21 protein-coding genes are annotated in these 26,571 nt (G+C 59.3%); 6 read left to right on the top strand and 15 right to left on the bottom strand.

Annotated features, from left to right (window positions below; all coding sequences use genetic code 11):
* Positions 1-8: 8 nt before the first annotated feature.
* Positions 9-245 carry an Lrp/AsnC ligand binding domain-containing protein gene (locus tag KX729_RS23545; protein ID WP_007765628.1) on the top strand — a complete coding sequence of 79 codons (237 nt, stop codon included), beginning with the start codon at positions 9-11 and terminating at the stop codon, positions 243-245.
* Between the two features lie 96 nt (positions 246-341).
* On the opposite strand, the gene KX729_RS23540 is transcribed toward KX729_RS23545, so the two are convergent.
* On the bottom strand, positions 342-539 hold the full coding sequence (locus KX729_RS23540; RefSeq protein ID WP_219744933.1) for a hypothetical protein: 198 nt from the start codon (positions 537-539) through the stop codon (positions 342-344).
* Between KX729_RS23540 and KX729_RS23535 the strand changes: the two genes are divergently transcribed.
* Positions 538-762: a hypothetical protein gene (locus KX729_RS23535; protein WP_219744932.1), complete on the top strand. Its 225-nt coding sequence runs from the start codon at positions 538-540 to the stop codon at positions 760-762. The two genes, KX729_RS23540 and KX729_RS23535, sit on opposite strands and share 2 nt — an antisense overlap.
* Before the next feature lie 422 nt (positions 763-1,184).
* Positions 1,185-3,155, top strand: a complete 1,971-nt coding sequence (locus tag KX729_RS23530; protein WP_219744931.1) for a methyl-accepting chemotaxis protein — start codon at positions 1,185-1,187, stop codon at positions 3,153-3,155.
* A gap of 83 nt (positions 3,156-3,238) precedes the next feature.
* Here KX729_RS23530 and purU read toward each other — a convergent pair whose 3' ends face one another.
* Complete coding sequence (purU, locus tag KX729_RS23525; RefSeq protein WP_219744930.1) at positions 3,239-4,123, bottom strand: formyltetrahydrofolate deformylase; 885 nt, start codon at positions 4,121-4,123, stop codon at positions 3,239-3,241.
* Between the two features lie 412 nt (positions 4,124-4,535).
* On the opposite strand from purU, the gene KX729_RS23520 reads away from it, so the two are divergent.
* Together KX729_RS23520 and KX729_RS23515 are read left to right on the top strand one after the other, a co-directional pair.
* Positions 4,536-5,510 carry a glycoside hydrolase family 5 protein gene (locus KX729_RS23520; protein ID WP_219744929.1) on the top strand — a complete coding sequence of 325 codons (975 nt, stop codon included), beginning with the start codon at positions 4,536-4,538 and terminating at the stop codon, positions 5,508-5,510.
* A 78-nt stretch (positions 5,511-5,588) separates the two neighbouring features.
* The gene (locus tag KX729_RS23515) at positions 5,589-7,421 is read left to right on the top strand and encodes an alpha/beta hydrolase family protein (protein WP_219744928.1); all 1,833 of its coding nucleotides are present in this window, start codon (positions 5,589-5,591) and stop codon (positions 7,419-7,421) included.
* Here the strand turns inward: KX729_RS23515 and KX729_RS23510 are convergent.
* The 8 genes from KX729_RS23510 to epmA all read right to left on the bottom strand — a co-directional run bounded on the left by KX729_RS23510 (position 7,389) and on the right by epmA (position 17,382).
* Positions 7,389-9,884 carry a glycosyl hydrolase 2 galactose-binding domain-containing protein gene (locus tag KX729_RS23510; RefSeq protein ID WP_219744927.1) on the bottom strand — a complete coding sequence of 832 codons (2,496 nt, stop codon included), beginning with the start codon at positions 9,882-9,884 and terminating at the stop codon, positions 7,389-7,391. The two genes, KX729_RS23515 and KX729_RS23510, sit on opposite strands and share 33 nt — an antisense overlap.
* On the bottom strand, positions 9,881-10,861 hold the full coding sequence (locus KX729_RS23505; protein WP_219744926.1) for a DUF1839 family protein: 981 nt from the start codon (positions 10,859-10,861) through the stop codon (positions 9,881-9,883). Before KX729_RS23505 ends, KX729_RS23510 begins: the two co-directional genes overlap by 4 nt.
* Before the next feature lie 4 nt (positions 10,862-10,865).
* A complete protein-coding gene (locus KX729_RS23500; protein ID WP_219744925.1) occupies positions 10,866-11,777 on the bottom strand; it encodes an amino acid--[acyl-carrier-protein] ligase in 912 nt (303 codons plus the stop codon).
* Between the two features lie 55 nt (positions 11,778-11,832).
* Positions 11,833-13,014 (bottom strand): acyl-CoA dehydrogenase family protein, encoded by a 1,182-nt coding sequence (locus tag KX729_RS23495; RefSeq protein ID WP_219744924.1) that lies wholly within the window; start codon positions 13,012-13,014, stop codon positions 11,833-11,835.
* Positions 13,014-13,265 carry an acyl carrier protein gene (locus tag KX729_RS23490; protein ID WP_219744923.1) on the bottom strand — a complete coding sequence of 84 codons (252 nt, stop codon included), beginning with the start codon at positions 13,263-13,265 and terminating at the stop codon, positions 13,014-13,016. The genes KX729_RS23495 and KX729_RS23490 overlap by 1 nt, the downstream gene beginning before the upstream one ends.
* 387 nt (positions 13,266-13,652) lie before the next feature.
* Positions 13,653-15,017 carry a putative bifunctional diguanylate cyclase/phosphodiesterase gene (locus KX729_RS23485; RefSeq protein WP_219744922.1) on the bottom strand — a complete coding sequence of 455 codons (1,365 nt, stop codon included), beginning with the start codon at positions 15,015-15,017 and terminating at the stop codon, positions 13,653-13,655.
* Between the two features lie 251 nt (positions 15,018-15,268).
* Positions 15,269-16,315, bottom strand: coding sequence for a lysine-2,3-aminomutase-like protein (locus KX729_RS23480; protein WP_219744921.1), 1,047 nt, complete (start codon positions 16,313-16,315; stop codon positions 15,269-15,271).
* Complete coding sequence (epmA, locus tag KX729_RS23475; protein ID WP_219744920.1) at positions 16,312-17,382, bottom strand: EF-P lysine aminoacylase EpmA; 1,071 nt, start codon at positions 17,380-17,382, stop codon at positions 16,312-16,314. Before epmA ends, KX729_RS23480 begins: the two co-directional genes overlap by 4 nt.
* Positions 17,383-17,558: 176 nt before the next feature.
* On the opposite strand from epmA, the gene efp reads away from it, so the two are divergent.
* Complete coding sequence (efp, locus tag KX729_RS23470; protein ID WP_219744919.1) at positions 17,559-18,128, top strand: elongation factor P; 570 nt, start codon at positions 17,559-17,561, stop codon at positions 18,126-18,128.
* A gap of 109 nt (positions 18,129-18,237) precedes the next feature.
* Here the strand turns inward: efp and KX729_RS23465 are convergent, their stop codons facing one another.
* The 5 genes from KX729_RS23465 to KX729_RS23445 form a co-directional block, all read right to left on the bottom strand.
* Complete coding sequence (locus KX729_RS23465) at positions 18,238-19,689, bottom strand: efflux transporter outer membrane subunit (protein ID WP_219744918.1); 1,452 nt, start codon at positions 19,687-19,689, stop codon at positions 18,238-18,240.
* A 137-nt stretch (positions 19,690-19,826) separates the two neighbouring features.
* Positions 19,827-22,940 (bottom strand): efflux RND transporter permease subunit, encoded by a 3,114-nt coding sequence (locus KX729_RS23460; RefSeq protein WP_219744917.1) that lies wholly within the window; start codon positions 22,938-22,940, stop codon positions 19,827-19,829.
* Between the two features lie 49 nt (positions 22,941-22,989).
* Positions 22,990-24,171 (bottom strand): efflux RND transporter periplasmic adaptor subunit, encoded by a 1,182-nt coding sequence (locus KX729_RS23455; RefSeq protein WP_219744916.1) that lies wholly within the window; start codon positions 24,169-24,171, stop codon positions 22,990-22,992.
* Positions 24,172-24,331: 160 nt separating this feature from the next.
* Positions 24,332-24,937 (bottom strand): TetR family transcriptional regulator, encoded by a 606-nt coding sequence (locus tag KX729_RS23450; protein WP_219745089.1) that lies wholly within the window; start codon positions 24,935-24,937, stop codon positions 24,332-24,334.
* A gap of 42 nt (positions 24,938-24,979) precedes the next feature.
* Entirely contained in the window at positions 24,980-25,930 is a 951-nt protein-coding gene (locus tag KX729_RS23445) for a phosphoribosylaminoimidazolesuccinocarboxamide synthase (RefSeq protein WP_219744915.1), read from the bottom strand.
* Positions 25,931-26,571: the final 641 nt, after the last annotated feature.

The following is a 26,571-nucleotide window of genomic DNA, read 5'->3' as shown; positions in this document are numbered from 1 at the left end:
AGACGTCCATGAAACCCATTTTCGTCCAGCTCCGCTGCAAGCCAGGCAAGACCTATGAGGTTGCCGATGCGATCTACAAGACCGAGCTTGCATCCGAGCTCTATTCAACCAGCGGCGACTGGGACCTGTTGCTCAAGGTCTATATCAAGGACAATGACGAGATCGGCCGCTTCGTCAACGAAAAGATCGCGTCGATCCCCGGTATCGAACGCTCGCTGACGACGATGACGTTCACCGCTTTCTGAGCCTTTCGCGCTATTGTTCTTCGTGCAATTCCGTTGGAATGCATTCAACAAAAAAGCCGCCTGATGGGCGGCTTTTTTGCGAATACCTTAAAGATATCAAACATGTGCCGAAGGCGCCGTGTTGCGCGAGCGGACAAGGTCGCGAATGGCTAATCGTACCTGGTCCGGCGTGTCGAAACGCTGTTCGTCCAGGTCTATGACATGATACTTCACGGCGATGAACTTCAGCCGATCCGCATCCGGGATAACGATACCGACGGGCTCTCCGCCGAATTCAATAACTTGCTTCTGCATGGCAGACTCCCGCATTGGCTGGCCAATTAAGGCAGCACTGGCGAATGAAATTTTTCAGGAACGATTGAAACTGAAAGCGTTACATTCGACAGCACGGAAGGGAGCGGCGATCCGTGCTGATCATTTTGGACGCAATCTCACCGAAAGCGGCGACGGAAACAAATTTAAACAATGTCACACTCCCTTTCTGGCATTGCGCAACAACCCGGCCAGACTGAGCTGAAACCGGACGATGATCGTCTCTAGACGAAAGTCACGATTCGATCAACGAAAATCGGTATATCTAGAATTTTTTTCTGGCTGATGACAAGAAGAAGGCGGAACTGTGAAAATTCATTCGCTTTCGGGCGCCATTTCGCCGTGAACTTAAATAGGCATTCGGCAATTCGTAGCAAGAGGCGGGGAGCAGAATTCGGATCCCCGGCCGCTCACATCAGCGCGAGCAAAAGATAAATTTAATGATGAATATAAGGGACCCATAGGTAAGTGAAGGTTTAATAAATTTGATTCAGGTTCCGTAACCAAAGCGCGAGCCCGCTCACGCTCCCGGCGCATGACGCGCCCATCATCCAAATCTCCACCGTCGAATGCAGGGCCTGATCGGCCCTGCTGCTGCCGCGCAGCAAAATTATGGAAGCGTCATCCATGCTGAAGCAATTGAGCATCAAAACCAAAATTCTCTCTGCCTTTTTCCTGCTTGGCCTGATTGCCTTCGCCGGCATCGGCTATGTCATCGTACAGTTCCGCAATACAGCCACGACCTATGGCAGCTTCATCGAGCGTGAAGCGCAGGGCGGCATTCTTGGCGCACGTGCAGCCGCTGGTGCCTGGACTGCGGTTGGTTGGGGCCTTCGTATGCTCGCCATCCAGCCCGGCACGCCCGAGTTCGAAAACGCTGAAAAGATCGTCGCCAGCAACTACGATGGCGCAAAACTGAAGATTCAGCAGGTTTCGGCTCTCGTTCCGAGCCGCGCGGAAGCGCTCAAGGATATCAGCGTCACGATGGACAATCTGAGAGTATCTCAGGAAGCCGTCATCAAGGCGCTGAAGGCTGGCGATCAGCAGGGCGCCCGTGCATTGCTGCTGAAGATGGATGATGCGCTGGCACAGCTTTCGCCGAAAACAGGTGCCAACAATACCGCGATGACGGATCTTATCGTCGAGGGTAACAAGGCACTCACCATTTCGGTGGCCAATATCATTCTCGTCAGTGCGATTTCGATCACCGCCGGTATCGTGCTTGCGCTCGGGTTTGCGATTTTCATGGCTCATGCCGGGATTACGCTGCCGATGGCGCGTCTACGGGCACGCATGGATACGCTTGCGGCTGGCGATACGTCGGGCGAAGTCGAAGGTCTCGATCGCGGCGATGAAATCGGCAAGATGGCGACCGCTGTTGCCGTCTTCCGCGAGAATGCAGTCGACCGGGTGCGGCTTGAAGCGAAAGCAACCGAGGATCGTCAGCTGACCGAATCCGAACGGGCTGATCGCGAACGCAGCAAGTCTGCCGAAGCGGCCGTCCTGAAAAGCGCCGTCGATGAGCTTGCCGCGGGCCTTGGACGACTTGCTTCGGGCGATCTCGCAAGCCGTATCAACGTGTCTTTCGGTGGCGATCTTGATGGTCTGCGCAGCGACTTCAACAACTCCGTCAACAAGCTGAACGAGGCAATGAGCGCCGTCGGCGTCAATGCGCGGGCGATCAATGCCGGCGCCAATGAAATCCGCTCTTCGGCCGACGATCTTTCCCGCCGGACCGAACAGCAGGCCGCTTCAATCGAAGAAACGGCAGCGGCACTCGAAGAGATCACCACGACGGTGCGCGACGCAGCAAAGCGTGCTGAAGAAGCCAGTGAACTGGTGGCCAGTACCCGCAAGGGTGCCGAGCATTCCGGCGAAGTCGTTCGCAAGGCGGTTTCAGCCATGCAGCAGATCGAAAAGTCGTCCGGCGAAATCGGCAATATCATCGGCGTCATCGATGACATCGCCTTCCAGACGAACCTTCTGGCGCTCAACGCCGGTGTCGAAGCTGCGCGTGCCGGTGAGGCAGGCAAGGGTTTTGCTGTCGTCGCACAGGAAGTTCGCGAGCTCGCCCAGCGTTCCGCGAATGCTGCCAAGGAAATCAAGGCACTGATCCACGCCTCCGGAGCGCAAGTGCAGACCGGCGTCGATCTGGTCGGAGAGACCGGCACGGCTCTGGAAGCGATCGTCGCGCAGGTCCAGGAGATCAACCGTCACGTTCATGCTATTGCAGAAGCGGCCCGCGAACAGTCGATCGGTCTGCAGGAGATCAATACGGCAGTGAACACCATGGACCAGGGCACGCAGCAGAATGCCGCAATGGTCGAGCAGACCACCGCTGCAAGCCATGGACTTGCTACCGAGGCGACTGCGCTGAACGGCCTTCTGTCTCAGTTCCGGCTGGCTGCCGGCGCCGAGCATATGTCGTATTCCGCAGCCCCCGCGCGCGATACTGTGGTACGTGCAGCCGTTCGTCCGGCTACCCCGACCACGCGGCCGGCAGCTTCGCCTGCCCGTGCTCTTGGCCAGAAGCTGGCCGGCGCGTTCGGCGGCGGCGCACAGGCGGCAGCGAAGGAAAACGAGTGGACCGAGTTCTGATCCTCGGACGATCCCGAAACAACCTGCAATGAAAAAGGCCGGGCGTTTTTGTCCGGCCTTTTCATTTGAGGTCCCGCTGTCTGTCAGCCCATCCGCTCGGAAGCGTATGAGCCCGGGCTTGGCGGGAAGACGACGGTACGGTTGCCGTTGATGAAAGTACGGTGATGGATATGCGCATGGATGGCGCGAGCCAGAACCTGGCTCTCAACATCGCGGCCGAGTGAAACGTAATCGTCCGCCGATTGCGCATGCGTGATCCGCACCGTGTCCTGCTCGATGATCGGGCCTTCATCGAGATCGGCAGTGACGTAATGTGCCGTCGCGCCGATAAGCTTCACGCCACGCGTATAAGCCTGTTTGTAAGGGTTTGCGCCCTTGAAGCTCGGCAGGAAGGAGTGATGGATATTGATGATCTTGCCCGACATCTTCTGGCAGAGCTGGTCGGAGAGAACCTGCATGTAGCGGGCGAGCACGACGAGCTCGGTGCCGCTCGACTCGACGACGTCCATCAGCTGGGCTTCGGCCTGCGGCTTGTTTTCCTTCGTCACCCTGATGTGGTGGAAGGGGATGTCGTTATTGACGACCTGTTTCTGGTAGTCGAAATGGTTCGAGACGACGCCAACGATATCGATCGGCAGCGCGCCGATCTTCCAGCGGTAGAGGAGGTCGTTCAGGCAGTGACCGAAACGTGAAACCATCAGCAGCACTTTCATGCGCTCGTCGGTGTCGAAAACGTCCCATTCCATAGAGAACTTCTCAGCAATCGGCTTGAAGCCTTCCGTCAAGCCGGTGCGATCGACACCTTCCTCGGAGATAAAGGAAACGCGCGTGAAAAACTTGCCCGTGTCGAGATCGTCGAACTGCGAACTATCGATGATGTTGCAACCCTTTTCCGCCAGGAAGCCGGAAATCGCCGCGACGATGCCGCGCGTCGTCTTGCAGGAAACGGTCAGGACATAGCTCTTCATCAAAAATCTCCCTCCTCCGCCATTCAGTGGCCATTTCGTGTATACATAAAAACAGGACCGAACAATATCTAGGCCGGATTTTGCAGGAAAAATGCCGCTGCCTAAATAGGCTTGTTCACCGCTGTGTGTACAGGCCGTTGCCGAACTTGCAATATCGATACCTGTTGGGGCTTGACCTTAAGCCGGGTGATGTAAAATTCCGTTCCCAGAACGCCGTTCTGGCGCGTATAGCCGTCGTCGGGCCGCTTTTGGAGAACCTTTCGCGCCTTCAAAGGTTGTTTCAAAGTCGAAATAAACGTTAGCGATTTCTAATGCGGAGAATGTCTTGATTCAGAAATCGCGAAATTCTGGGCGTTATGGGCGACAGTTTGCAGGTGCCCTTGTCTGTTTCGGCCTTGTTGGCGAACCGGCAATGGCGGCGACCGATTGTCTTCGCGGCGTCAATCTCGCCGGTGCGGAATTCGGGAAGCTCGGCGACCGATACGAGAAGGGATACGTCTATCCCTCGCAGGCGACGATCGCCTATTTCGCGGAAAAAGGGTTCAATATCGTCCGTTTGCCGTTCCTGTGGGAGCGGCTGCAGCCGCAGCTCTACAAGGGACTAGATGCGGCGGAGCTGAAGCGGTTGCGCGATACGGTGAAGATCATTCGCGCCAAGGGCATGGCCGTCATTCTCGATCCGCACAATTATGCCCGTTTTCGCGGCGAACTGATCGGCTCGGAAGCCGTGCCGCAAAGCGCATTTGCGGATTTCTGGCGCAAGCTCGCAGGCGCTTTCCAGGGCGTCGATGGCGTCGCCTTCGGGTTGATGAACGAACCTTACGATATTTCTGCAGAGGATTGGCTTTCAGCGGCCAACAGCGCGATCGGCGCGATCCGTCAGACGGGTGCTGCCAATCTCGTTCTGGTCCCCGGTACGGCCTGGACCGGTGCCCATAGCTGGGTTGCCGGTGACTATGGAACGCCGAACGGGTCCGTCATGCTCGGCGTCACGGATCCGAAAGACAATTATGCCTATGAGCTTCACCAATATCTGGACATCGATTTTTCCGGCAAGAACGCCGAATGCACCCGCGCGGCGGATGCGGTGAAGGCGGTCGGCCATGTAGCTAGCTGGCTGAGGGACAACCACCAGAGGGGATTTCTGGGTGAATTCGCGGTTCCGACCGATGAAACCTGCCAGCCTGCGTTGGTGGACATGGTTCGTGCGGTCGAGCAGAATGCCGATGTCTGGCTGGGTTGGTCCTACTGGGCGGGAGGTGCCTGGTGGCCCGAGGACGAGCCGCTCAACATCCAGCCCGTCGAGAAGAATGGCAAGCTGGCGGATCGTCCACAAATGCAGACGCTTTCTCGCGTCTTTTCGGAACAATCGACCTGCAGCCGCTAAAATTGTCGGTATTCGCTTAAGGTTCCGGAAGGAAGACCGGCGTAAAGCTGGAACATCGATTGGAAACCCGACACACCGATGACGGACGCCCGTAGCACAATCAGCCTGAGCAGTAATGCCCTGCCTTTGCCGCCCCGTTCGGCGGCGGAGCCGCTGACGTTTGGCGGGACCGTCGGGCTGTTCACGCCGCCTTCAGCCGGTGTCAAACCCTCATCCGTCGCGGTGCTCTTCGCCAGCCCCTGGGGGCTGGAGGAAATGTGTACTCGGAAATTCTGGCGGATCATCGCTGAAAATCTGGCAGATCGAGGCATAGCCAGCCTGCGTTTCGACTATCCCGGCACGGGCGACGCGCTGGACGAGGTCGATTTCCACGCCGGTCTTTCCGTTTGGGGCGATAGCCTGGTCCAGGCGGGCGAGCGGCTTCGTGCCTTTTCCGGCTGCTCCCGGATCGTCGTGATCGCGCAGGGCCTCGGTGCCGCCGTGGCGACCGGTGCTGCCGACCGGATCGAAGGGCTTGAGGCGATCGCCTATCTTGCTCCCGTCGTTTCCGGTCGTATGCATCTGCGCGAGCTTGCCGTCTGGTCACGGGTTGTGGATGAAAATCTCGGCCTCGGTGAAGAATATCGCAGCAAGGATAGTGCTTCCATCGCCTCGCTGACCCTGCCGGCGGAAATCACTGAGGAAGTGCGCAGGTTCAACCTGATGTCTCTCGACCGCGCGCCGGCAAGGCGTGCCCTCGTCGTGGCCCGTCCCGATCGGCCGGCAGACAAGGAGTTCGCGATCTACCTCAAGGCGCTCGGCGTCAATGTCGAAGAGCAGCCTTTTGGCGGTTACCAGCAATTGGTGTCCAACCCGGCCATCGCCCGGTTGCCGGTCGATGTTGCCGAAAACCTCGCCGATTGGGTGGCGGGCCTGCCGTTTGCCGCCGATCAGTCGCCGGTGCGCCGCGCCATCGTCGCCGAACCCTTGGAAGGTAACGGGTTTTCCGAGACCCCGGTCCGTTTCGGTAGCCGCAATCGCCTTTCCGGCATGCTTTGCGAGCCGTCGCATGGCCGCAAGGGTGCGACCGTGCTTTTTCTAACATCCGCTTATGATCGCCATGCCGGCTGGGGCCGCGCGACTGTTAAAATGGCGAGGGCGCTCGCCCGTTCGGGCATTGCCTCGCTGCGTTTCGATACGGCAAGCGCCGGCGACAGCCCGCCTGTTCCCGGCCGGCCGGAACAGGTTCTGTATCATTCCACGCAAAATGCCGACGTGACGGAAGCGATCGATTTCCTGGAGTCGCGACGGTTGACGCCGGTCGTGGCGGCAGGGCGGTGCAGTGGCGCCTATCTCGCGTTCCAGACCTCACTTGGCGAACCCCGTATCGCCGGCGAAGTCCTGGTCAATCCGATCGTATTCCGCTGGAAGCCGGGGCGCTCGGTGGACGAGGCGATTGTCAATGGTTCGCGCAGCCTTGAGGATTATACCCGCCGGGCGCTGCGGCTCGAAACCTTCCGGCGCATCGTCCGAGGCGAAGTCAACCTGACTGCAGCGATGCGCAATGTCATCGGTGGGATCGGCGCGCGGGTTCGTAACAAGGTGCTGCATATATTCCGTGGCTTCATGCCCGAAGGCCGGGCGATCTACAGCGCATTCCGCACGCTCAACGAACGCGGCACGCCCGTCTGCCTGCTTTATAGCGAGCACGATCTGGGGATTGAGCAATACGATTTCTATTTCGGCCATGATGGGGCAGGCCTTGCGCGCTTCCCGAACGTCCTGCCGGCTATCATCCCGGATGCGGACCATAATCTGACGCCGGAACATGCGCGCGACATCTATTTCAATGCCCTTCGGCAGATGGCCTTTCGTTTCGTGCTGGACGATGCGGTGACGTCAAAACCGCGTGCTGCGGTCGCCGCCGAGTGATCGGACGAAACCGGTTGGACGTGCCACCTTGCCGAACAGAGCCGTGAGGTCGACACGTTTCACCGCGCCGGGCGCCAGATGGAAGCCGTTGTCCGAGGGCCGATACCCATCGACGGCGATCGAGACGGACTGGGCAAAAAGATCGGTCGAAAGCTCCAGCCAGAACCGCCCACTATCTTCGACAAGCGCCACCGCGATATCCGCGTCATGCATTGCATTGGCCCGGCCAAGCGGGAAATGGAACGCCTCGGCAATGATCGCGCCGGTTTCTGCGTGCAGTAAGCGCGCAACGGTCAAGTCATGCGATGGCGGACCGAAGCGATAGGCATGATTGGTGTCGAAAAAGGCGCCGAAGAGATCAGTGCAGGCGATGCTCTGCGTGCTGCGCGGAGACAGCGTGAGATCACGGCGGCCGGAAACGACCGGCAGCTTGCCATCACGCAGACAGGCGATTTCCAGCATTATCGGCATGGCTACCGAAGTCTCGTTGAGCAGATGGATATCGAGGCCGTTGGTCCCCTCATCTGCGAAAAACACCTGCACCGGACGGAAAGCGCGTTTCAACGCAAACCATGAGAGTTTCGGCCGGCCGTTCATATCGACGATGCCCCAGCCGGGACCGGACATGACATCCTGGAATGTGAAAGTGAGGGCGCCGTTGCATGTGGAAGCGGGTCTTCTCCATTCGGCAAAGGTTGCTTCCATCACCTCGCCGGTCACGGTCTGCGAGAGCGTCAGATAGCGCTCGAAATCGGTAATACGCAGCTGATGTGGATCGACGCAGTAAAGTTCGCCTAGATAGTGATCGCGTACATCCTCGAAATCCCAGTCGGCTCCGGCATCCCGCGGAATGCCGACCTTGCCGCCGCTTAGTGTTTCAGTGTCCGAGAGATTGGAAAAAGCAAGGCATTCGGCGGCAAAACGTATATTCGCCCGGCGGGCATCTTCGAGGGGGCGTTTATAGGCGCCGACGCCGTAATAATGCGCGACACCCGCATTCGGGTAGAAAGGCAGCGCTCCGCCGGAGGGCGAGTTTGCGACATAGGCCAGGTCCGAGCGGCTTTCAGCGACGACACCAGGCAGGATTTCCGTGCAGAGCGGACCTTTCCAGATGCGCTCCGGCAGGCCGAGCATGGCGCCCTGCTGCCAGATTTCGCTGCCGCCACAGACGACAGCCAGCGATGGATTGGCCTGCGTTCTCTGCAGGAATTGACCGATCTCGGTTTTCACGTGAATCACGAAATCCGGATCGGCGACCGGATAATCAAAATTGGCGAACATCAGGTCCTGCCAGACCAGCAGGCCGAGTTCGTCGCAAAGCGCAAAGAATTCCGGGCTTTCATAGGTGGCGATGCCGGGGATGCGGATCATGTTCATGCCGGCGTCTTTTGCCAGCCTGAGCCATGGTTCGTAACTTGCGCGATCGCCAGGGAGGCTGGCCATATCGGCTGTGGTCCAGACCGAGCCGCGGCAAAAGATTTTCTCGCCGTTGACGATGAGCGCGAAGTCGTTGCCGTCGAGACCACGGTCGATCGAGATATTGCGGAATCCGGTGCAGGCGAGGGGCATGTCTCTGCCGTCGATACGGAGGATGACCTCGTAGAGGGCCGGTTCACCGTGTGTATGCGGCCACCACGGGGCGACGTCCGGTATGCGGAGTTCGGCGGAATAGCGCTCTTCGGAGTAGGTGAAGAGGGTCTTCTGGCCCGCGCAGAGGAGGTGAAGGTCGTCGCTCGGCTGCTCACCGGCTAAGATGACCTTCAGGATGCCTTCGCCATTTTCGCCAAGGGAAGCCGAAAGGCGAAAGCCTCCTTCTTTTCCAGCTGAGAAGTGGTTGTCGGCGGGGATGGTGCTCCGTCCAATCTCCCGCGCCTCACGGGAGAGCGGCGGTGCGCTTCTGATCATCGAAACAGGTCGCCATGGCCCAACGGCCTGAATTTCCGGGCTCCATCCCGGCATGAAGCCAAGCGCAGTGGTCCGGATCAGTCGTAGTCCCTGATTGTTCATCAACCGTGGCCGCCAGCGGGCGCGAGGGCCTGTTTTCTCCAGATGCGGTTTCAAAGCTCGCAAGCAGATCGACAGGGTTTCCATGCCGGTCAGTTCCACGGGAATATCGTGGCTTTCGAACATGCTGTGCGAAGACAGAATCAAGCGGTCATCCAGATAGACTTCGGCGATGGTCGCCAGTCCTTCGAAGCGAAGTACAGCGGGTCCCGGCGCTTCACCTGTCAGCGCGCGGCAATACCAGATATCCTTGTCGATCAGCGGTTCGGGGTTGTCGCGGTCGAAGCGGCCCGCAGCTTTCAGGGCAGCAGCAACCGTTCCCGGTACGATCGCCGGAATTGTTTCCGCTTCGGCCGGAATATTGCCCGGCAATGCATAGGTTCCCGGTTCGCTCAAAAGCAAAGACCAGCCATCATCGAGACGGCTGGTCTGGCTATCGATCAGGGAAAGAATGCTCACGCGGCCTCGCGTGCTTGTCCAAGTGTCACGGCAAGATCAGCCATCAGCAGGTCCCAGGCTTCCGCCGCCGGATCGAGCGCCGTTGCGAGCGGTTCGAACTTCTTGCGCGTTACCGCACGTGCAAGCTGGAACTGAGTGGATTTTGCGACCTCGGAAATCCGCAGCGCCTGCTTTTCGGCATCGGAGAAGCTTTTGCTGTTCAACCAGGCGAGATGGCTGGCGAGAAGCTCGAAATTCGCACCAAACTGCCGCAGCGTGTTGAAGGCGTATTTGTGGAAAAAGCTGAAATCGCGCTCGGCCACCTTCTCGACCTGAGCCGGAAAAACCTCGGCGAAAGCACGAATCGGGTTTTTGGCAGGCCGCCGGATGAAGTGGTGGCGCAGCAGTTTCCATGCGGTTTCGCGCAGTTCCTTGGAACCCGGATAACCCGCCGGGAATTTGGCGAACTCCGTGTAAGGCAGGAATGGAAGAGCGTTGGGCGCCGCATTCGTCTGGAACAGCCCGTCAAAATCCTCGCCGGCCAGATGGAAGAAGCCGCCATTATGGAAATAATCGAGCTCGCGGGTTTCGAGGTCGAGCCGATTGATGGCTACCGTCGTCTTGCCATGTTGCTGGCGATAGGTAAGGCCACGGGTGTCCGGAAGGTAATAGCTGTCGAGCTCAAGCAGGCTCAGGCGGCCGCGGCCGATCTGCTCGGTTACATGGCGCTCCGGCCGGTCGAAGATCGCCAGCTCGGTCACCCGGATACCGTAGAGCGCTTCGAGATCTTCCAGCGGCACCTTGAAAAAGGTGAACTGGTCGCCCTCGAAATCCTGGGTGAGCGTGAAGCCCAGCATGGCTTCCGGGGGCAGTTTTTGAGCCGAAAGCACTTCGATCCACAGATCGACGTAACAATTGGTTTCCGGCCATATCCGTTCTGCGGAATGCAGCGGATGCGGCTGGTAGCCGCCGGGATCGAGGTTAGCGAAAACCTTCATCGGATCATCCCCAGAGCGTGGCGCGAACGCTTTCCGGCCAGGCCTTAGTGTCGAGCCCGTGGGTGTGGAACAGCGCCAGTGCAATGCGTTCCAGGCCGAAGCCGACGCAGGCCGTGTGGGCGACGCTTCCGTCCTCGAGATTCAGGCCCCATTTGGTGCCGAATGAATCCTGGTGATAGTTGAAGCTCATGCAGGCGGTCGGGTTCGTGGTCGAGGTGATCGGGATCAACAGCTCGAACTTCAGGTTCTGGTCACGTTGATTGTTGACCATCATCTTGCCGGCGCGGCCGAAGAACGGATCGTTGGCGACATCGATCGTCACGTCGAGGCCGACGGATTTCATCATTTCGACGCCGCGATCCATCCAGAGCTGACGGAAGTCGGTGACGTGCTGCTCGGTGCCCATGCAGACATATTCGCGCATACGGAACAGCTGCTGGCGGGCTGGATCCTTGGAAGGCTCATGGCGGAAGCAATAGCTCTGCAAGTCGAAGAGGCCGCCGGATTTCGGCAGATTGCCGCGGCGCGCGACGGTCGGATAGAGCGGATAGCAGGCGGCCGGCGTCAGGACGATGTCGGTCGCCTTCTGGTCCGCGGTCCAGTCCTCCTCGCCGACTTCCATGCATTTCAAGAGGCTCATGTGGTCGAGTTCGTTGCCACAGAAGGAATGAACGGTGCCGGCGAGCTGCGGAAAGCTTTTCATATAACCGCTCTGCTCGAAGAAGGCGCGGTTCATGCCCGGCGGAAAGCGCATGGCTTCCGCGCCATCGGCACCGCCGACGTTGTCGATCAGGCGTTCAAAAGCGGCGATGACGTCTTCGAACTGGCCGCTGCGGCCGTAAAGGCCGTCGACGCCGGTATCGATCAGCAGGCCTGCATCGAACAGGCGGTCGAGAAAGGAAACTTGCATGTCCATGGCTTTCACCTCATTCAATTCATTTGACGGACAATTACTTGAAGATTGAGGGGCGTCAGCCGATGAGGCTGGTGTCCGGTTTCTGCACGAGCAGCATGGTCGACGTATTGCCGAGAATGCGATCGTTGGAAATCATCAGCTGAGCGGAGTGCGCGTCGCGAAGGTGACGGCCGAGGCTGTAAGGCGTGCCGTTCTTGTAACCCATGATGCCGCAGATGATCATCGCCTGGTTGATGATCACAAGGATGGTTTCCGACGAGGCGAGCTTGACGTTGTTCATGGCGATCGAGAAGGCCATGGAGGACAGCTGGTCCGGGTCTGCCTTGGCATCCGCATAGGTCTTCAGGCCGGCGACGATATTGGCCTTCAGGAGCTGCAGCAGGTTGGAGGCTTCTGCCAGACGGGTCGCACCGGGCGGCACGGCGCCATTGCTCTTGCGGGCGGCTGCCCGCACGAAGGATTGCGCGCGCTGAACCGCATCGGCGGCGATGCCATACCAGACCGAACTCCACCAAAGATGCGAGGTGGCGAGCATGGACTGCGCCGCGATCTCGGCAAACGGTTTCGGGAAGATCTGTACTGCCGGCGCTTCGCCCTTGAACAGGAAACCGTCGGAGCAGGTGCCGCGCATGCCGAGCGTGTCCCAGTCGACCGTCTTGTCGATCGTGTACTGGCCGCGCTTGAACACGGTCATGACCTGGTCGGTCGGCGCAGCCTTTTCGCTGGAGCGGGAGGTGACCATGATCGCATCAGCATGGGCGCCATAGGAAATGACGGTTGCGTCCTTGGTCAGCCGGCACGTGCCGCCATCAATCTCGATCGCACAGATCGAATTGCGCATATTGCCGCCGATACCGGCTTCCGTGGTTGCAGACGCAACGAGAAGCTGGCGAGAGGCGAGCTCCCGCATGAAATCCTTGTGCCATTCGCTTTCGCTGCCGTGCTCGACCAGGCTGGACACCTTGATCTGATGCATGGCGAAAACCATGGCGCTGGCGGCGCAGGCCTGACCGAGAATCGAGCAAACCTCGGCGATTTCCTGGATCGAAGCGCTCTCGCCGCCGAAAGCGGTCGGAATCTGGATGCCGAGCAGGCGCTCGGCCTTCATGGCGTCGGTGGCTTCGCGCGGGAAGCGGCCGTCGCGATCGACGCGGTCGGCGAACTCCGCCGCCACCGCTGCGACGCGGTGGGCACGAGCGCCCAGCGTCATGTCTGCGGCAAAGGCTGGAAGGCTCATCACGCGGCCTCGCGAGCTTTCAGGATCTGAGCAACGGTCGCTTCGATCGCCGAGATGCTGGCGAAAGATTTGCGATTCAGCAGATTGTCCGGAAACTCGATGTCGAATTTTTCTTCGATGGCGAGCATCAGCTGTACGGATGCGAAAGAGGAAAGGCCAGCCGCATACAGATCGGCGCCGTCTTCCAGCGTCTCCACGGCGACCGGAAGGCCGCCGACTTTTGCCAGCAGTTCGCGAATGGTCTCGTTCATCTCGACATCTCCCGATGGTTGGAACTCAAGCGTTCATCGCTGGGAACATGCCTACGCCGGAAAGCATAAGATTCCGGTAAGAAACGTGTTGAAGTTAGGGCTGCGGGATTCTGTAAAATTCGAACGATCGGCCGGATGCAGGGCAGTGGACGCAGGAACAAGGATTTTCCTGCTTCAGGCCGATACAGAAAGCCTCCGCTGGCAATACGGCGGAAGCCCCGGTTCGGCGGTTCTCCAGCTCAGGATGACATGCCGCCACGCACTTCGAGGCGCTGGCCGTTGATCCAGCGAAGCGATCATCGGGTCGATATACTCGGGCTGGCCGACGCGGCCGGATGCGTTCATTTCCGCGACGGGACTATGGCGGCGTGATCTTGCCGACGTTCTTCAGGGAAGAGTGGCGCGTGCCTCCAGCAGCTTTGTAAATTCCGGAGCAGGCAGCGGGCGGCTGAAGAGATAGCCCTGAAAGTCCGTGCAGCCGAGCTCGATGAGAAACTCACGCTGTTTTTCGATCTCGACGCCTTCGGCGATGACGGACAGGTTCAACTCGTGGCCGAGCTGGATGATGCCCTTGACGATCACGGCATCCCGCTCGTCGGACAGCATGTCGCGGACGAAGGTCTGATCGATCTTGACCTGCGAAACCGGCATGCGTTTCAGGTAACGAAGCGACGAATAGCCGGTGCCGAAGTCGTCGAGCGACAGCGTGAAGCCGAGGTCGACGAGGATCTTCATCTTAGCGATGACATCTTCGATATCCTCGACGACGATGCTTTCCGTCAGTTCAAGATCCAGACTGCCGGGATCGACCCCATGGTGGCGGACAATCCCGGTTACGTCGGAAACGAAGTTCTCATCGCGAAACTGCTGCGGGCTGACATTGATGGCGAGCCTGAGGCGGCTTTTGTTGGGATCTTGATGCCAGGCAGCCAACTGAGCGCAGGCGCTGTCCAGAACCCATTTGCCGATGAGCGTCATGATCCCGAGCTGTTCGGCGGCAGGGATGAACTCCCCGGGCGGTACCATGCCGCGTTTGGGATGTTTCCATCGCAACAAGGCCTCGGCGCCGCTGATTGAACCTTCCTTGGTCACCTGCGGCTGAAAATGCAGTTCGAACTGATCTTCAGCCAGCGCGGCGGCGAGCTGGCCACCGATACGGGAGCGCGTCGCGTGGTCGGCCTGCATAATGTAGACGCTGGCGCACATGATGGCCACGGCGATGCTGCTATGCATCCAGGCGCCGAAAACGCGCAATTCATCGGGAAGGGGGCTGGCGAACGGTCCCGCAAACGTCGTGCTGGAGAAAATGATGAAGCCGGCGATGTAGATCAGTACGCCGGCATAGGTCATCCGCGGCTTGATATCCCGGAATGTCACATAAAAAAGGAAAGCCATAGCCAGAAAATAGATATGGGTGACCCGAGGCGCTGCCGGATCGGGAATGTCATAGAGAAGGCAGATCTCGGTGATGACGAAAAACAGGAAGACGTGCACGAGCCCGGCGGCAACGCGAAACCGGCCGCTGCGGATGCGAAGCCAGAGATAGATGCCGGCGATCAGATAGGCGATGTTCAAAAAAACCAGCGGCCATTGACGCTCGACCGACATCCACGTGAGCCAGAGCGCTCCAAGACCAATCAGGCAGAAGCTCGCTACCTGATAGGCAACGGACAATCGTCTCAGATGGTCATCCTCGGGTGAATTCGAGGGTTGTTCGGCATCGGCAATACGGGACTGGCCTGGTGATCGCATTACACCGTCCGGAATAGGTGCGTAAAAAAGGAGCGCGAATCAAAGAGCTGCGCCCTTCGGATACACCGTGATACTCAATTATTGCGATGAACTATTGTGCGAGGATTGTGTACCGGTTTCTCTAAACAAGCAACGGCTACGTAAAATCCCTCAAGCGATTGTTGTCATAACAAGGTGTTTGCTATCGGAAATCCGCTATACAATCAGTTTTTCAGCCATACCGGCATCGACAACATGGGCCGGAAGCCGGTTTATTGCGGAGGATAACAATGCTCTTCGCCCCGGAAATCGCTGACGGAATAACAGCCGCCTTCGGTTCTGACAGCACTCTTACCGATGACCGCCTTGCCGTGACCGCCGGGAATATCCAGGACATAGGTCGGCTGGCAAAGGCCGGAAATATTACCCCGCAACGCGGAAACGATCTTCTGTCCTTCGGCAATATCCAGCCGGAAATGCGCTGTGCCGGGGGCGAGGTCGGGATGGTGCAAATAATAAGGCTTGATCCGCGTCTCCACGAACGCCTTCATCAGTTCGCCCAGCACGGCCGGATCGTCGTTGACGCCGCGCAGCAGCACCGTCTGGCTGATCATCGGGAAGCCGGCATCGATCAGTCGGGCACAGGCGGTGCGGGCTTCCTGCGTCAACTCGCGGGCATGATTTGCATGGAGGGCTATATAGACGACCTTGCCGCTTTCCTTCAGTGCCGAAATCAGCGCCGCGTCGATATGGGCCGGATCGACCACCGGCACGCGGCTGTGGAAGCGGACGATCTTTACATGCGGGATTTCCGCAATGCCGCGCATGATCGCGCCGAGCCGGCGCGGTGAAAGCACAAGCGGATCGCCGCCGGTAAGGATCACTTCCCAGATTTCGGAATGGTCGCGGATATAGGCGAGGGCAGCAGCCAGTTCGTCGGCCGCCAGCGTGCCATCCCCCTGCGGGCCGACCATCTCGCGTCGGAAGCAGAAACGGCAATAGACCGGGCAGATATGCACGGCCTTCAGCAGGACGCGATCGGGATAGCGATGGACGATGCCCTTGACCTGGGTGTGGGCGTGATCGCCGATCGGATCGGCACGTTCTTCCGGTGTCGTCAGCAATTCGGCCGGATCCGGCACGAATTGGCGCGCGATCGGATCGCTTTCGTCGGAAGGTTCGATCAGCGATACGACGGTCGGCGTCAGCGCCACCGCATAACGGTCGGCAACGTCTCGAATGCTGTCGAGCCGGTCCGGCGTTACCAGCCCGGCAGATGCCAGGTCGTCGGCCGTCTTCAAGGATCGGGCCGCGCTCATGGGAACACCTCTGCTACCGGTGCCCACATGACCTGGTCGATTCGGCTGGCGCCTGTTGCCAGCATGGCGAGCCGGTCAAAGCCGAGAGCAGCACCGCTTGCCTCGGGCATCGCCGAAAGCGCATCGAGGAAATCCTCGTCGATCGGATAACGTTCGCCGTAGATGCGGGCTTTCTCGCTCATCTCATGCTCGAAGCGGCGGCGCTGCTCGCCGGCATCGGTCAGTTCGCCAAATGCGTTCGCAAGCTCGACACCGCAGGCATAAAGCTCGAAACGTTCGGCGACGCGAGGGTCCCGGGCCGAGGGACGGGCAAGGGCTGCTTCGGAAACCGGATATTCGCATAGAATTGTCGCGCGGCCCTGGCCGAGATGCGGTTCAATCTTTTCGACCAGCACCTTGCTGAAGAGATCGGCCCATGTGTCGTCAGAGGAGACACGGAGCCCAGCTTTGGCAAGGCCGGCCGCGAGCAGGTCGCGATCGGTTTCGCCATTATCGGCGATGGAAGACAGCAGATCGATGCCTGCGTAGCGGTCAAACGCTTCCGCCAAGGTGATGCGCTGTGGCTCGGCCAACGGGTCTGTTTCCATGCCGCGAAAGGCAAAGCGCTTGGTCTTGGCGGTCTCGGCGGCAAGTGCCAGCATCGCGGCGCAGTCTGCCATCAGCTGCTCGTAGTTTTCGCCGACCCGATACCATTCGAGCATGGTGAATTCCGGATGGTGCAACGGACCGCGCTCGCGGTTTCGATAGACGTGCGCAAAGGTGAAGATGCGTTGCTCGCCGGCAGCCAGCAGTTTCTTGCAGGCGAATTCAGGCGACGTATGCAGATAGAGCGGTGCCCGCCCACCATCGATCGCGATGGCCTCCGTGGTGAAAGCATGCAGATGGGTTTCGTTACCGGGCGAGACCTGCAGTGTCGCGGTGTAGACCTCGATGAAATCCTGCGTGCTGAAGAATCCGCGCAGCGCCGTCTGCACCGCATTGCGGCCCATCAGGAATGGCCGGCGGTCTGCATGGCTATCCGTCTGCCACCAGGGCGAGCGGGATTGGGCAGGGCGAGAGGAACTCATTTATGGCTTTCTTCGCCGGTTCTGCCCGGCAAGGCTTCCACTTTGCGCGATTTTAGGATACGTGCGCCCGGAAAACAGACATTGAATCCCGAGGGTCGTCCCTTGGGCCGGTTATCATTCGGTCCTCTACGACGCATTTTCGGCAGTGACAAGCCGTCAGGCACATAAGGAAACCCATGGTCAAGATCATCGCTTCTTCTGTCCGCAAGGGCAACGTCATCGACGTCGACGGAAAGCTCTACGTGGTTCTCACCGCCGAGAACTTCCACCCTGGCAAGGGCACCCCGGTCACTCAGGTCAACATGCGCCGCATCGTTGACGGCGTAAAGGTGTCGGAGCGCTGGCGCACCACCGAGCAGGTCGAACGCGCGTTCGTCGAAGACGTCAACCACCAGTTCCTTTATGAAGACGGCGAAGGCTTCCACTTCATGAACCCGGAAAACTACGACCAGATTGTCGTGGATGTCGATACGATGGGTGATCAGAAGGCCTATCTCCAGGAAGGCATGACCTGCATCCTTTCGATGCATGAAGGTATTGCGCTGGCAATCCAGCTGCCGCGCCACGTCACGCTCGAGATCGTCGAAACCGAACCGGTCGTGAAGGGCCAGACGGCGTCGTCCTCCTACAAGCCGGCCATGCTGTCGAACGGCATTCGTACGGCGGTTCCGCCGCATATCGATGCCGGCACCCGCGTGGTCATCGCGACCGAAGACAATTCCTATGTCGAACGCGCCAAGAACTGATCATCGGTTCATTCGCGTTCAATCCATAAAAAACCCTCCGGAGCGATGCTTCGGAGGGTTTTTCTTTGGATAAAAGGAAGAAGGATGGCCAGGAAACCCGGCCATGGTTTCAATCCTTGAGGACGAGCTTGGTGTTGGCTGCCTTGGCGGGAGCGGTGGCGCCCCAGCCGTAACCGCCGCCGATGGCGACGTTGAGCGCAACGTAATCCTGTGCAACCTGCTGGACTGCCTGGGCAAGGCTTGCCTGAGCCGTCGAGACCTGGCGCTGGGCGTCGAGGACGTCGAGCAGCGAAGACGCACCATCGCGATAACTGGCGGTGGCGAGCTGCAGGGCTTCCCCGTAGGACTTGACGGTTGCCTGGAGGGCGCTGACCGTGCGGCGATCGCGGTTGACGGCAGCCAACGCGTTCTCGACCTCTTCGACGGCGCTGAGAACGGTTTGCTTCCAGGCCAGATAGGCTTCGCGAGCCTCAGATTCACGCGAGGAAAGGTTTGCCTTGAGTGCGCCACCGTCGAAGATCGGCAGGCTCAGCTGCGGGCCGAAGGACCAGCTGAAGAGGCTGGTCTTGCCGGAAGCCGTCTTGGTGAAGGAAGGCGTGATCGATCCACCGAGCGAGATCGCCGGGTAGAGCTGGGCCTCCGCAACGCCGATCTGGGCGCCGGCTGCGGCGAGCTGACGTTCTGCAGCGCGGATGTCCGGACGGTTGCGGATCAGGTCTGCAGGAACGCCCGCGGAGGAGTTGAAGCGGGCAGTCGGCTGGTGAGAAGCGCGCTGAAGCTCGGCGACGAGCGACGAAGCCGGCATGCCGAGCAGCGTTGCGATGCGATGCGCCGCCCGGCGGAACTGGGTTTCGAGACCCGGCAGTTCGGCCAGCGTCGAATTCACCAGACCTTCGGACTGGACGACATCCAGGCGGGAAGCCGCGCCGGCATCAAGCTGCAGCTTGGTGAGGTTGAGCGTCTCGCGGCGGGAGTTGAGGTTCGCATTCGCGATTGCGATGCGCTCCTGGTAATAACGGACGTCGATATAAGCAGAGGCGACCTGCGACAGCAGCGACAGGCGCGCCACATCGACACTGGCATAGGCCGCATCGAGATTGGCGTTTGCCGCCTCTCTCGACCGCTTGTAGAGGCCGAAGAGATCGAGGAACCAGGCGGCGCTCAGCTGGCCGGACACGTTGGTTGCAGGACGGCCATTGACCGGGTCGGCCGTATCGCCGATGCCCTTTGTGCCGCTGCGATCGGCGGAAGCTCCGAGATCGAGTGACGGAAGCCCGCCCGCGCCCGCCGAAATGACAGCCGCCTTGGCCTGATTGATGCGTTCGGCCGCCTGCTGCACGTCAAGATTCTGGCCGACGCCCTGCTGCATGTAGCCGTTCAAACGGCTGTCGTTAAACGCCTTCCACCAGGCAACCTGCGAAACGTCGCCATTGCTGGTCTTGCCGGCTTCGGCAAACTTGCCCGGAAGAGCGATTTCCGGAGGGGAATTGTCCGGGCCGAGGACGCAGCCCGAGAGCAAAAGAGCGGTAGTAAGGGGAGCCACAACACGAACGAATAACATCATCTTATTCCATATGTCCGATCAAACACTTCGGTGGTTCTTGAGCACGACCGTCATGATCGCGTCGCTTGCGCTCCGCCCCGGCCAGCGAACCAAACTGGCAGGGTGCTGATAGGTGACCGGTCAGGCGACCGGCGTTAACCTGATATTGTCTGTTTTTTACGGTTTGATAACCGGCGGACAACAACAAAGAAGGACGGTACAAAGAAAATTCCGAGGAGTGTTGCAGAAAGCATACCACCCAGCACGCCGATACCGATCGCGTTTTGCGCCGCGGAGCCGGCACCCGTGGCGATTGCCAAGGGCACCACGCCGAGAATGAAGGCCAGTGAGGTCATCACGATCGGGCGAAGACGTAGGCGGGCCGCTTCCAGCGTCGCATCGATCAGGCTCAGCCCGTTCACCTCCTGCCGGTCCTTGGCGAATTCGACGATCAGGATGGCGTTTTTCGCCGCTAGCCCGATCGTCGTCAGCAGGCCGACCTTGAAATAAACGTCGTTCGCCTGCCCGAAGAAATGCGCAGCCGTCAGTGCGCCGAGCACGCCAACAGGCACAGCCAGAATGACCGAGAAGGGCACCGACCAGCTTTCGTAAAGTGCCGCCAGGCAAAGGAAGACGATCAGGACGGACAGGGCGTAAAGCATCGGAGCCTGCGAGCCGGACAGCCGCTCCTGATAGGAGATGCCCTGCCAGGCGACGGTATAACCGCCCGGCAACTGCGCCGTCAGGCGCTCCATCTCGTCCATGGCCTGACCGGTGCTGACGCCGGGGCCTGCCGCGCCGTCGAGCGGGATGGCGCTCGTTCCGTTGTAGCGGGCGAGCTGCGGTGTGCCGCTGATCCATTGCACCGTGCTGAACGAGGAGAAGGGCACCATCTCGCCGGCATTGTTGCGGGCAAACCAGTGCTTCAGGTCGTCCGGCTGCATGCGGAAGGGGGCGTCCCCCTGAACATAGACGGGCTTCAGCTCGTTGTTCAGCGTGAAGTCGTTGACGTCGCGGCCGGCAAAGATCGTTGCCAGCATCGAGTTGACGGAGGCGAGATCGACACCCATGGCGCCGAGCTTCTCCTGATCGAGCAGGATCTTCAGCTGGGTTTCCGAACGCTGGGTGCTGCTGCGCAGCGAACTGATGTTCGGATTGGTCGCGCCTGCCTGCATCAGCTGCTGGGAAGCCTGGGTCAGCGCCGCATTGCCGTTATTGCCGCTGTCGACCAGATACATGGAGAAGCCGCTCGACGTGCCGAGGCCTTGGATGGCCGGTGGCAGAAGAGCGAAGACTTGCGCATCGCGGATCGTGAAGAAGTAACGGCTGGCGCGCTGCACGACGGCTGCCGCCCCCTGTTCAGGCTTGGTGCGCAGCGCAAAGTCCTTCAGCTTGGTGAAGACGATTGCGTTGTTCTGGCCGCTGCCGCCAAAGCTGAACCCGAGGACGCCGAACACTGTCTCGACATTGTCCTTTTCCTGCTCGCGGAAATAGGTCTCGACCTTCTTGACGGCTTCGTCGGTACGCGGCGTCGTGGCGCCGACCGGCGTCTGGATGATCGTCAGTAGAACGCCCTGGTCTTCTTGCGGCAGGAAAGAGCTCGGCAGTTTGGTGAAGAACCAGGCGCAACCGCCGACGACGATCGCAAACAGCACCATGACCGGCAGGGGCCACTTGAGAAGAAAACCGACCGTCGAGGTATAGCCCTTGGTGGTCTTGTCGAATCCGCGGTTGAACATCGCGCCGATGCCGCGGCGCTTCTTCTCGTGGTTGATCGGCTTCAACATCGTGGCGCAAAGCGCCGGCGTCAGCACGATCGCCACCAGCGCGGAGAGAAGCATGGCGGAGACGATGGTGATCGAGAACTGGCGATAGATGATGCCGGTCGAGCCACCGAAAAAGGCCATCGGAATGAACACGGCGGTCAGAACCAGCGCGATGCCGATGATGGCGCCGGTGATTTCGTCCATCGACTTTTCGGTCGCCTCGAGAGGGCTCAATCCCTCATCGTCCATGATTCGCTCAACGTTTTCGACCACGACGATCGCGTCGTCGACAAGCAGGCCGATTGCCAGAACCATCGCGAACATGGTGAGCGTATTGATCGAATATCCCGCGACCGCGAGGATGCCGAACGTGCCGAGCAGAACGACCGGAACGGCGATCATCGGGATGATCGTCGCACGCAGGTTCTGCAGGAAGATGAGAAGAACCACGAAGACAAGGATGATCGCCTCGATCAGCGTGTGAACGACCTTTTCGATCGACAGTTCGACGAACGGCGTGGTGTCGTAGGGGTAAGTAATCTCGACGCCTTGCGGCAGGTTCGGCGCCAGCTTTGTCAGCTGGGCGCGAACGAGCGCGGCGGTATCGAGTGCATTGGCACCGGTTGCGAGGTTGACGGCAAAACCCGTTGACGGCAGGCCGTTTTGGCGCGAATTGCCACCGTAACTTTCCTGGCCGATCTCGACGCGGGCGACATCGGAAAGACGCACGGTCGCGCCGTCCTGCTCGACCTTCAGGATGATTCGCTCAAATTCGTCGACCGTCGTCAGCTGGCTCTGGGCGGTCATGGTGATGTTGAGCTGCTGACCTTCGACGGCCGGAAGCCCGCCGAGCGAACCGACCGAAACCTGGGTGTTCTGCGACTGGATCGCAGAAGTCACGTCGGCCGCCGTCAACTGGTATTTCTGCAGCTTGTAGGGATCGAGCCAGACACGCATGGCGTAGCCGGAACCGAAGATATCGATGCTGCCGACGCCTTCGAGACGCTTTACCTGGTCTTCGATGCTGGTCGAAAAGACATCGCCGAGATCGACGGAAGAGCGCTTGCCGTCGGTCGAGACCAGCGCACCGACCATCAGGATGCTGGATGTCGAGCGCGCAACCTCAATGCCGGCCTGCTGGACGACATCCGGAAGCTGCGATTGCACGAGCTGCAGCTTGTTCTGCACCTGCACCTGCGCAATATCGGGCATGATGCTGGTGCCGAAGGTCAGCGACACGGTCGCGCGGCCGGTCGAGGAAGCCGAGGTCATATAGGTGAGGTCGTCGAGGCCGGTCATGCCGTCCTCGATGATCGATGTCACCGATTTCTCGACGGTCTCGGCGCTCGCACCATTATAGCTTGCCGTGATGCGCACCGTGGTGGGCGCGATGTCCGGATATTGCGAAATGGAGAGCGTCGCGATGGCAAGCGCGCCGCCCAGCATGATGACGATCGCGATGACCCAGGCGAAGACCGGTCGCCGAATGAAGAACTTGGCCATTCAATAAATTCCTTGCCGCGTTTCGTCTTTTATCTGTTGTGCCTGATGATCACGGCTTCGGCGGTTCGACGACCAGGCCCTTGGCATCGATCGTCACTTCCACCGGAGCGGTCGTCGCGCCGTCGGCGATCCACTGGAAACCATCGACGATCAGCTTGTCGCCGTCATTGATGCCCTGCGTCACCAGCCAGTTGTTGTTGGATACCGTGCTGGCTGGGAAAATGCGGGTCTCGACCTTGTTTTCGGCGGTTACGAACTTGGCGGATAGCTCGCCGCGCGCATTGCGGGTCGCGGCGCGTTGCGGGATGAGGTAGCCGTTCTCGTTGCCGAGCGTCACGGTGGCGCGGACATAGGTGCCCGGCAGGATCATGTCGTTCGGATTATCGAAAAGGGCACGGATCTGGTAGGTACCGGTCGTTTCGCTGACGGCCATATCGGACATGTCGAGCTTGCCGGTCTGCTTGTATTCGGTGCCGTCCTCCAGCGAAAGGCGGATATCGGCCTTGCGCGGATCACCGCTGAGACGGCCCGACGCCATTGCGGCGCGCAATTCCAGCAGGTTGGTGCTCGAATCGATCAGGTCGATATAGATCGGGTCGATCTTGCGCAGCGTCGTCAGCGCCGTCGTCTGGTTGGCGGTAACGATATTGCCGATGCTGACATTCGAAATCGACGTCACGCCGTCGAAAGGCGCGCGAACTTCGGTGAGGTTCAGATTAATCTGTGCAGCGTTGAGGGCGGCATTCGCCTGCTCGACATCCGCCTGCGCCTGCAGGAGCGTCACACGGGCGTTCTCATATTCGATCTGCGTCGCGCCGCTGTTGACCAGCCGCTCATAGCGATTGAGGTTGGCCTGGGCGGCCGGAATGCTGACTTCCGCCTTGGAAACTGTAGCCTTAGCCTGCGCAACTTCGGCCGCATAGGTACTGTCTTCGATCTTGTAGAGAAGATCGCCGGCCTTTACCTCGTTGCCCTGCTTGAAGGCGATTTCCTTGATTTCGCCCGCCACCCGGGGCCGGATATCGGCGATCTGGAATGCCGATGCACGCCCCGGCAGGATCGAGGTGATCGGATAATCGGACTTCTTCATCACGATAACGCTGACCGGCTGCGGCGGTCGGGCCGGTACGCCTCCCGCCTGGCCGTTACCGGCGGCCTTCTGGCCCGAATCGCTGCAGGCGGCGAGCGCCACGGAGAAAATCAGGGGCAGGATCAGTTTGCGTCCGGTCATGGCGTTCATCCAAGGCAAAGCGTCGGGGATAGTCGCCCAGGCCGTTTGCCGGGGCGAAATGCAGGAGGTTAACCCGTCTTAAGCAGACAGAACAGTGGCGGCCGGCCGAGAAGCTTCGGCCAGCGTCACATGTGTTAAAAGTGACGTAAATTACAAATCGTCACTTTGCAAGCGGGTTTTGCAGCGCAGCATTCACAAGTTCGGCAAGACCATCGCATCGCTCGTGCAATTCAGCCTCATCGGATTTCACCAGAAGCACCGGGTGAAGCACGCTCGCAAAGGCCGCGGAGACGTGCCGGCTGGTCGATTCGATGTCGCGGCATTTGTAGATGCCGCTCTCGACGCCATGGCGGACGAGCTTGATGAAAAGCCCCTCGATCAGCTCCTTGTAGTGCCGGCCGCTCGGTAGATCCGCTTCCGACATCAGGAAGATCATCTCGAAAAGATAAGGGTTGTCCTTGATGTCCTGGAGATGCGCTTCCATCAGCTTGCGCACGACGATCACTAGGCGCTCCGGCGCCGGCGCCACCTCGTCCAGCGTGCCGAATCGGCCGATCATGCGGTTGATATGCCGATCGCAGATCGCATCCGCCAAGGCCGCCTTGGAATGAAAATGCTTGAAAATATTGGCCGGCGACATGTGAAGCGCATGGGCGACGTCGGCGATCGAGCATTTGGCGATGCCCTGTTCGCGAAACAGGGTCTCGGCCGTCGAGAGGATATCCTCCCGTGTCTCTTCCGCCTTGCGCCGTGGTCTACGCACTATCGCCTCGTGTTTTTTTGCCAGATAGGATTGCGGGATCGCGCTTCAACGGACGTTGAAATAGGGCGCGAGATTTGTGCGGATACGATCGAGAACCGTTTCGCCGCTTTGATCCGGTATAAAGGTCTCGCCGGTGATCGTCTCATAAGCGGTGCGATAGACCTCGGCGGTTTCCTCGACGAGCTCGGCCGGAATTTCCGGAATGTCATCCTTATAAGGGTCGCATCGCTCGACGACCCAGGCACGAATGAAATCCTTGTCAAAGCTTTTCGGCCGGCTGCCGGCGCGGAAGGCCTCGTCATAGCCGTCGGCAATCCAGTAGCGGCTGCTGTCGGGCGTATGGATCTCGTCGGCAAGAATGATCTTGCCTGTCTCGTCGGTGCCGAACTCGTATTTGGTATCCACGAGGATCAGGCCACGCTTGGCGGCAAGTTCCTGGCCACGCGCGAACAATGCGAGCGCATAACGGGACAACGTCTCCCATTGTTCAGCCGTCAGCAGCTTGTGGTCGATGATCTCCTGGGGTGTGAGCGGTTCGTCATGGCTACCGTCGAACGCCTTGCTGGTCGGCGTGATCACCGGCTGCAGGAGAATCTGGTTGTCCTTCAGCCCGTCTGGCAGATGCAGGCCATACATGTTGCGCTCTCCCTTCTTATAGAGGGTGAGAAGCGAGGTGCCTGTCGTGCCGGCTAGATAACCACGCACGACGATCTCGACCGGCAGGATGTCCAGTCGCTTGCCGATCACGACATTCGGATCGGGATAAGCGACGACGTGATTGGGGCAGATGTCCTTCGTCGCTTCAAACCAGTAGCGGGCAGTCTGGGTCAGGATGTGGCCCTTGTCAGGGATGGACGTCAGGATACGGTCAAATGCGCTCAGGCGATCGGTTGCGATAATGATGCGGTTGCCGTCCGGCAGATCGTAATTCTCACGTACCTTGCCGCGATAGGCGTTCGGCAATTCAGGGATGAAGGCATCGGAGAGTACGCGCACGGCAGCCACTTTCGGAAGAGTTTCGGAATGCCTCCGCTATCGCATGTTTCCCCGTGGATGCACAAGAATGCCAGGCGAAGAGCATTTCAGCATGATCGGCTTGATTGACATTATATACATATGCCAAGCATCGCGTCGTTAACGATTATTAATGCAGCCAAAACCCAAAAAAATCAGAATAACTCTTCCATTTCAGGCACTTATCTAATTTTTTCAGTTTTATGAATCTTCGTTGTTGACGTTGTGTGGAGTGGCCCTTATAACCCGCTTCACAGAACGAGGGCGGCGGCGCTGCAGGCGACGACTTCTTTCGTTCTGGAAAAATCGCTAAAAAGTTGGCTGAGATGCTGCTGGGACCGGATTACGGTTTGGTCTCGAAGGTAACTCTGTCTTAGTGGTTTTGCTGATTATAGAGACGGTTTTTGCTGATGCAGAATGATCGTCGGTTATTTGACAATTGAATATGAGAAGAAAGAGAAACGTGGTCGGCGGCGTCTCGCGGATCCTCTAGCGAGGATCTTCTAGAAGACAAAGTGACGGTCACGTTTTGATATGAGAACACCAGGTACCTGGCGCAGTGATGCGGTTGGTACCGAGTGAGTTCTCGTCGATTCAGAACAAAGTGATTAGTCACGGATTGG

Source organism: Neorhizobium populisoli, assembly GCF_019430945.1.
GTDB classification, from domain to species: Bacteria; Pseudomonadota; Alphaproteobacteria; order Rhizobiales; family Rhizobiaceae; genus Neorhizobium; species Neorhizobium populisoli.
Note: the sequence above shows the minus strand (reverse complement) of the source record. Positions and strands in the feature narration are given on the sequence as shown.

Bases quoted from the DNA above. Each gene is read 5' to 3' on its own strand.
- KX729_RS23460 (WP_219744917.1), bottom strand. From the start codon at position 22,940: ATGGCCAAGTTCTTCATTCGGCGACCGGTCTTCGCCTGGGTCATCGCG.
- KX729_RS23465 (WP_219744918.1), bottom strand. From the start codon at position 19,689: ATGTTATTCGTTCGTGTTGTGGCTCCCCTTACTACCGCTCTTTTGCTC.
- efp (WP_219744919.1), top strand. From the start codon at position 17,559: ATGGTCAAGATCATCGCTTCTTCTGTCCGCAAGGGCAACGTCATCGAC.
- KX729_RS23515 (WP_219744928.1), top strand. From the start codon at position 5,589: ATGACGGACGCCCGTAGCACAATCAGCCTGAGCAGTAATGCCCTGCCT.
- KX729_RS23520 (WP_219744929.1), top strand. From the start codon at position 4,536: ATGGCGGCGACCGATTGTCTTCGCGGCGTCAATCTCGCCGGTGCGGAA.
- KX729_RS23480 (WP_219744921.1), bottom strand. From the start codon at position 16,315: ATGAGCGCGGCCCGATCCTTGAAGACGGCCGACGACCTGGCATCTGCC.
- KX729_RS23535 (WP_219744932.1), top strand. From the start codon at position 538: ATGGCAGACTCCCGCATTGGCTGGCCAATTAAGGCAGCACTGGCGAAT.
- epmA (WP_219744920.1), bottom strand. From the start codon at position 17,382: ATGAGTTCCTCTCGCCCTGCCCAATCCCGCTCGCCCTGGTGGCAGACG.
- KX729_RS23495 (WP_219744924.1), bottom strand. From the start codon at position 13,014: ATGAGCCTTCCAGCCTTTGCCGCAGACATGACGCTGGGCGCTCGTGCC.
- KX729_RS23485 (WP_219744922.1), bottom strand. From the start codon at position 15,017: ATGCGATCACCAGGCCAGTCCCGTATTGCCGATGCCGAACAACCCTCG.
- KX729_RS23505 (WP_219744926.1), bottom strand. From the start codon at position 10,861: ATGAAGGTTTTCGCTAACCTCGATCCCGGCGGCTACCAGCCGCATCCG.
- KX729_RS23455 (WP_219744916.1), bottom strand. From the start codon at position 24,171: ATGACCGGACGCAAACTGATCCTGCCCCTGATTTTCTCCGTGGCGCTC.
- KX729_RS23540 (WP_219744933.1), bottom strand. From the start codon at position 539: ATGCAGAAGCAAGTTATTGAATTCGGCGGAGAGCCCGTCGGTATCGTT.
- KX729_RS23500 (WP_219744925.1), bottom strand. From the start codon at position 11,777: ATGGACATGCAAGTTTCCTTTCTCGACCGCCTGTTCGATGCAGGCCTG.
- KX729_RS23490 (WP_219744923.1), bottom strand. From the start codon at position 13,265: ATGAACGAGACCATTCGCGAACTGCTGGCAAAAGTCGGCGGCCTTCCG.
- KX729_RS23545 (WP_007765628.1), top strand. From the start codon at position 9: ATGAAACCCATTTTCGTCCAGCTCCGCTGCAAGCCAGGCAAGACCTAT.
- purU (WP_219744930.1), bottom strand. From the start codon at position 4,123: ATGAAGAGCTATGTCCTGACCGTTTCCTGCAAGACGACGCGCGGCATC.
- KX729_RS23530 (WP_219744931.1), top strand. From the start codon at position 1,185: ATGCTGAAGCAATTGAGCATCAAAACCAAAATTCTCTCTGCCTTTTTC.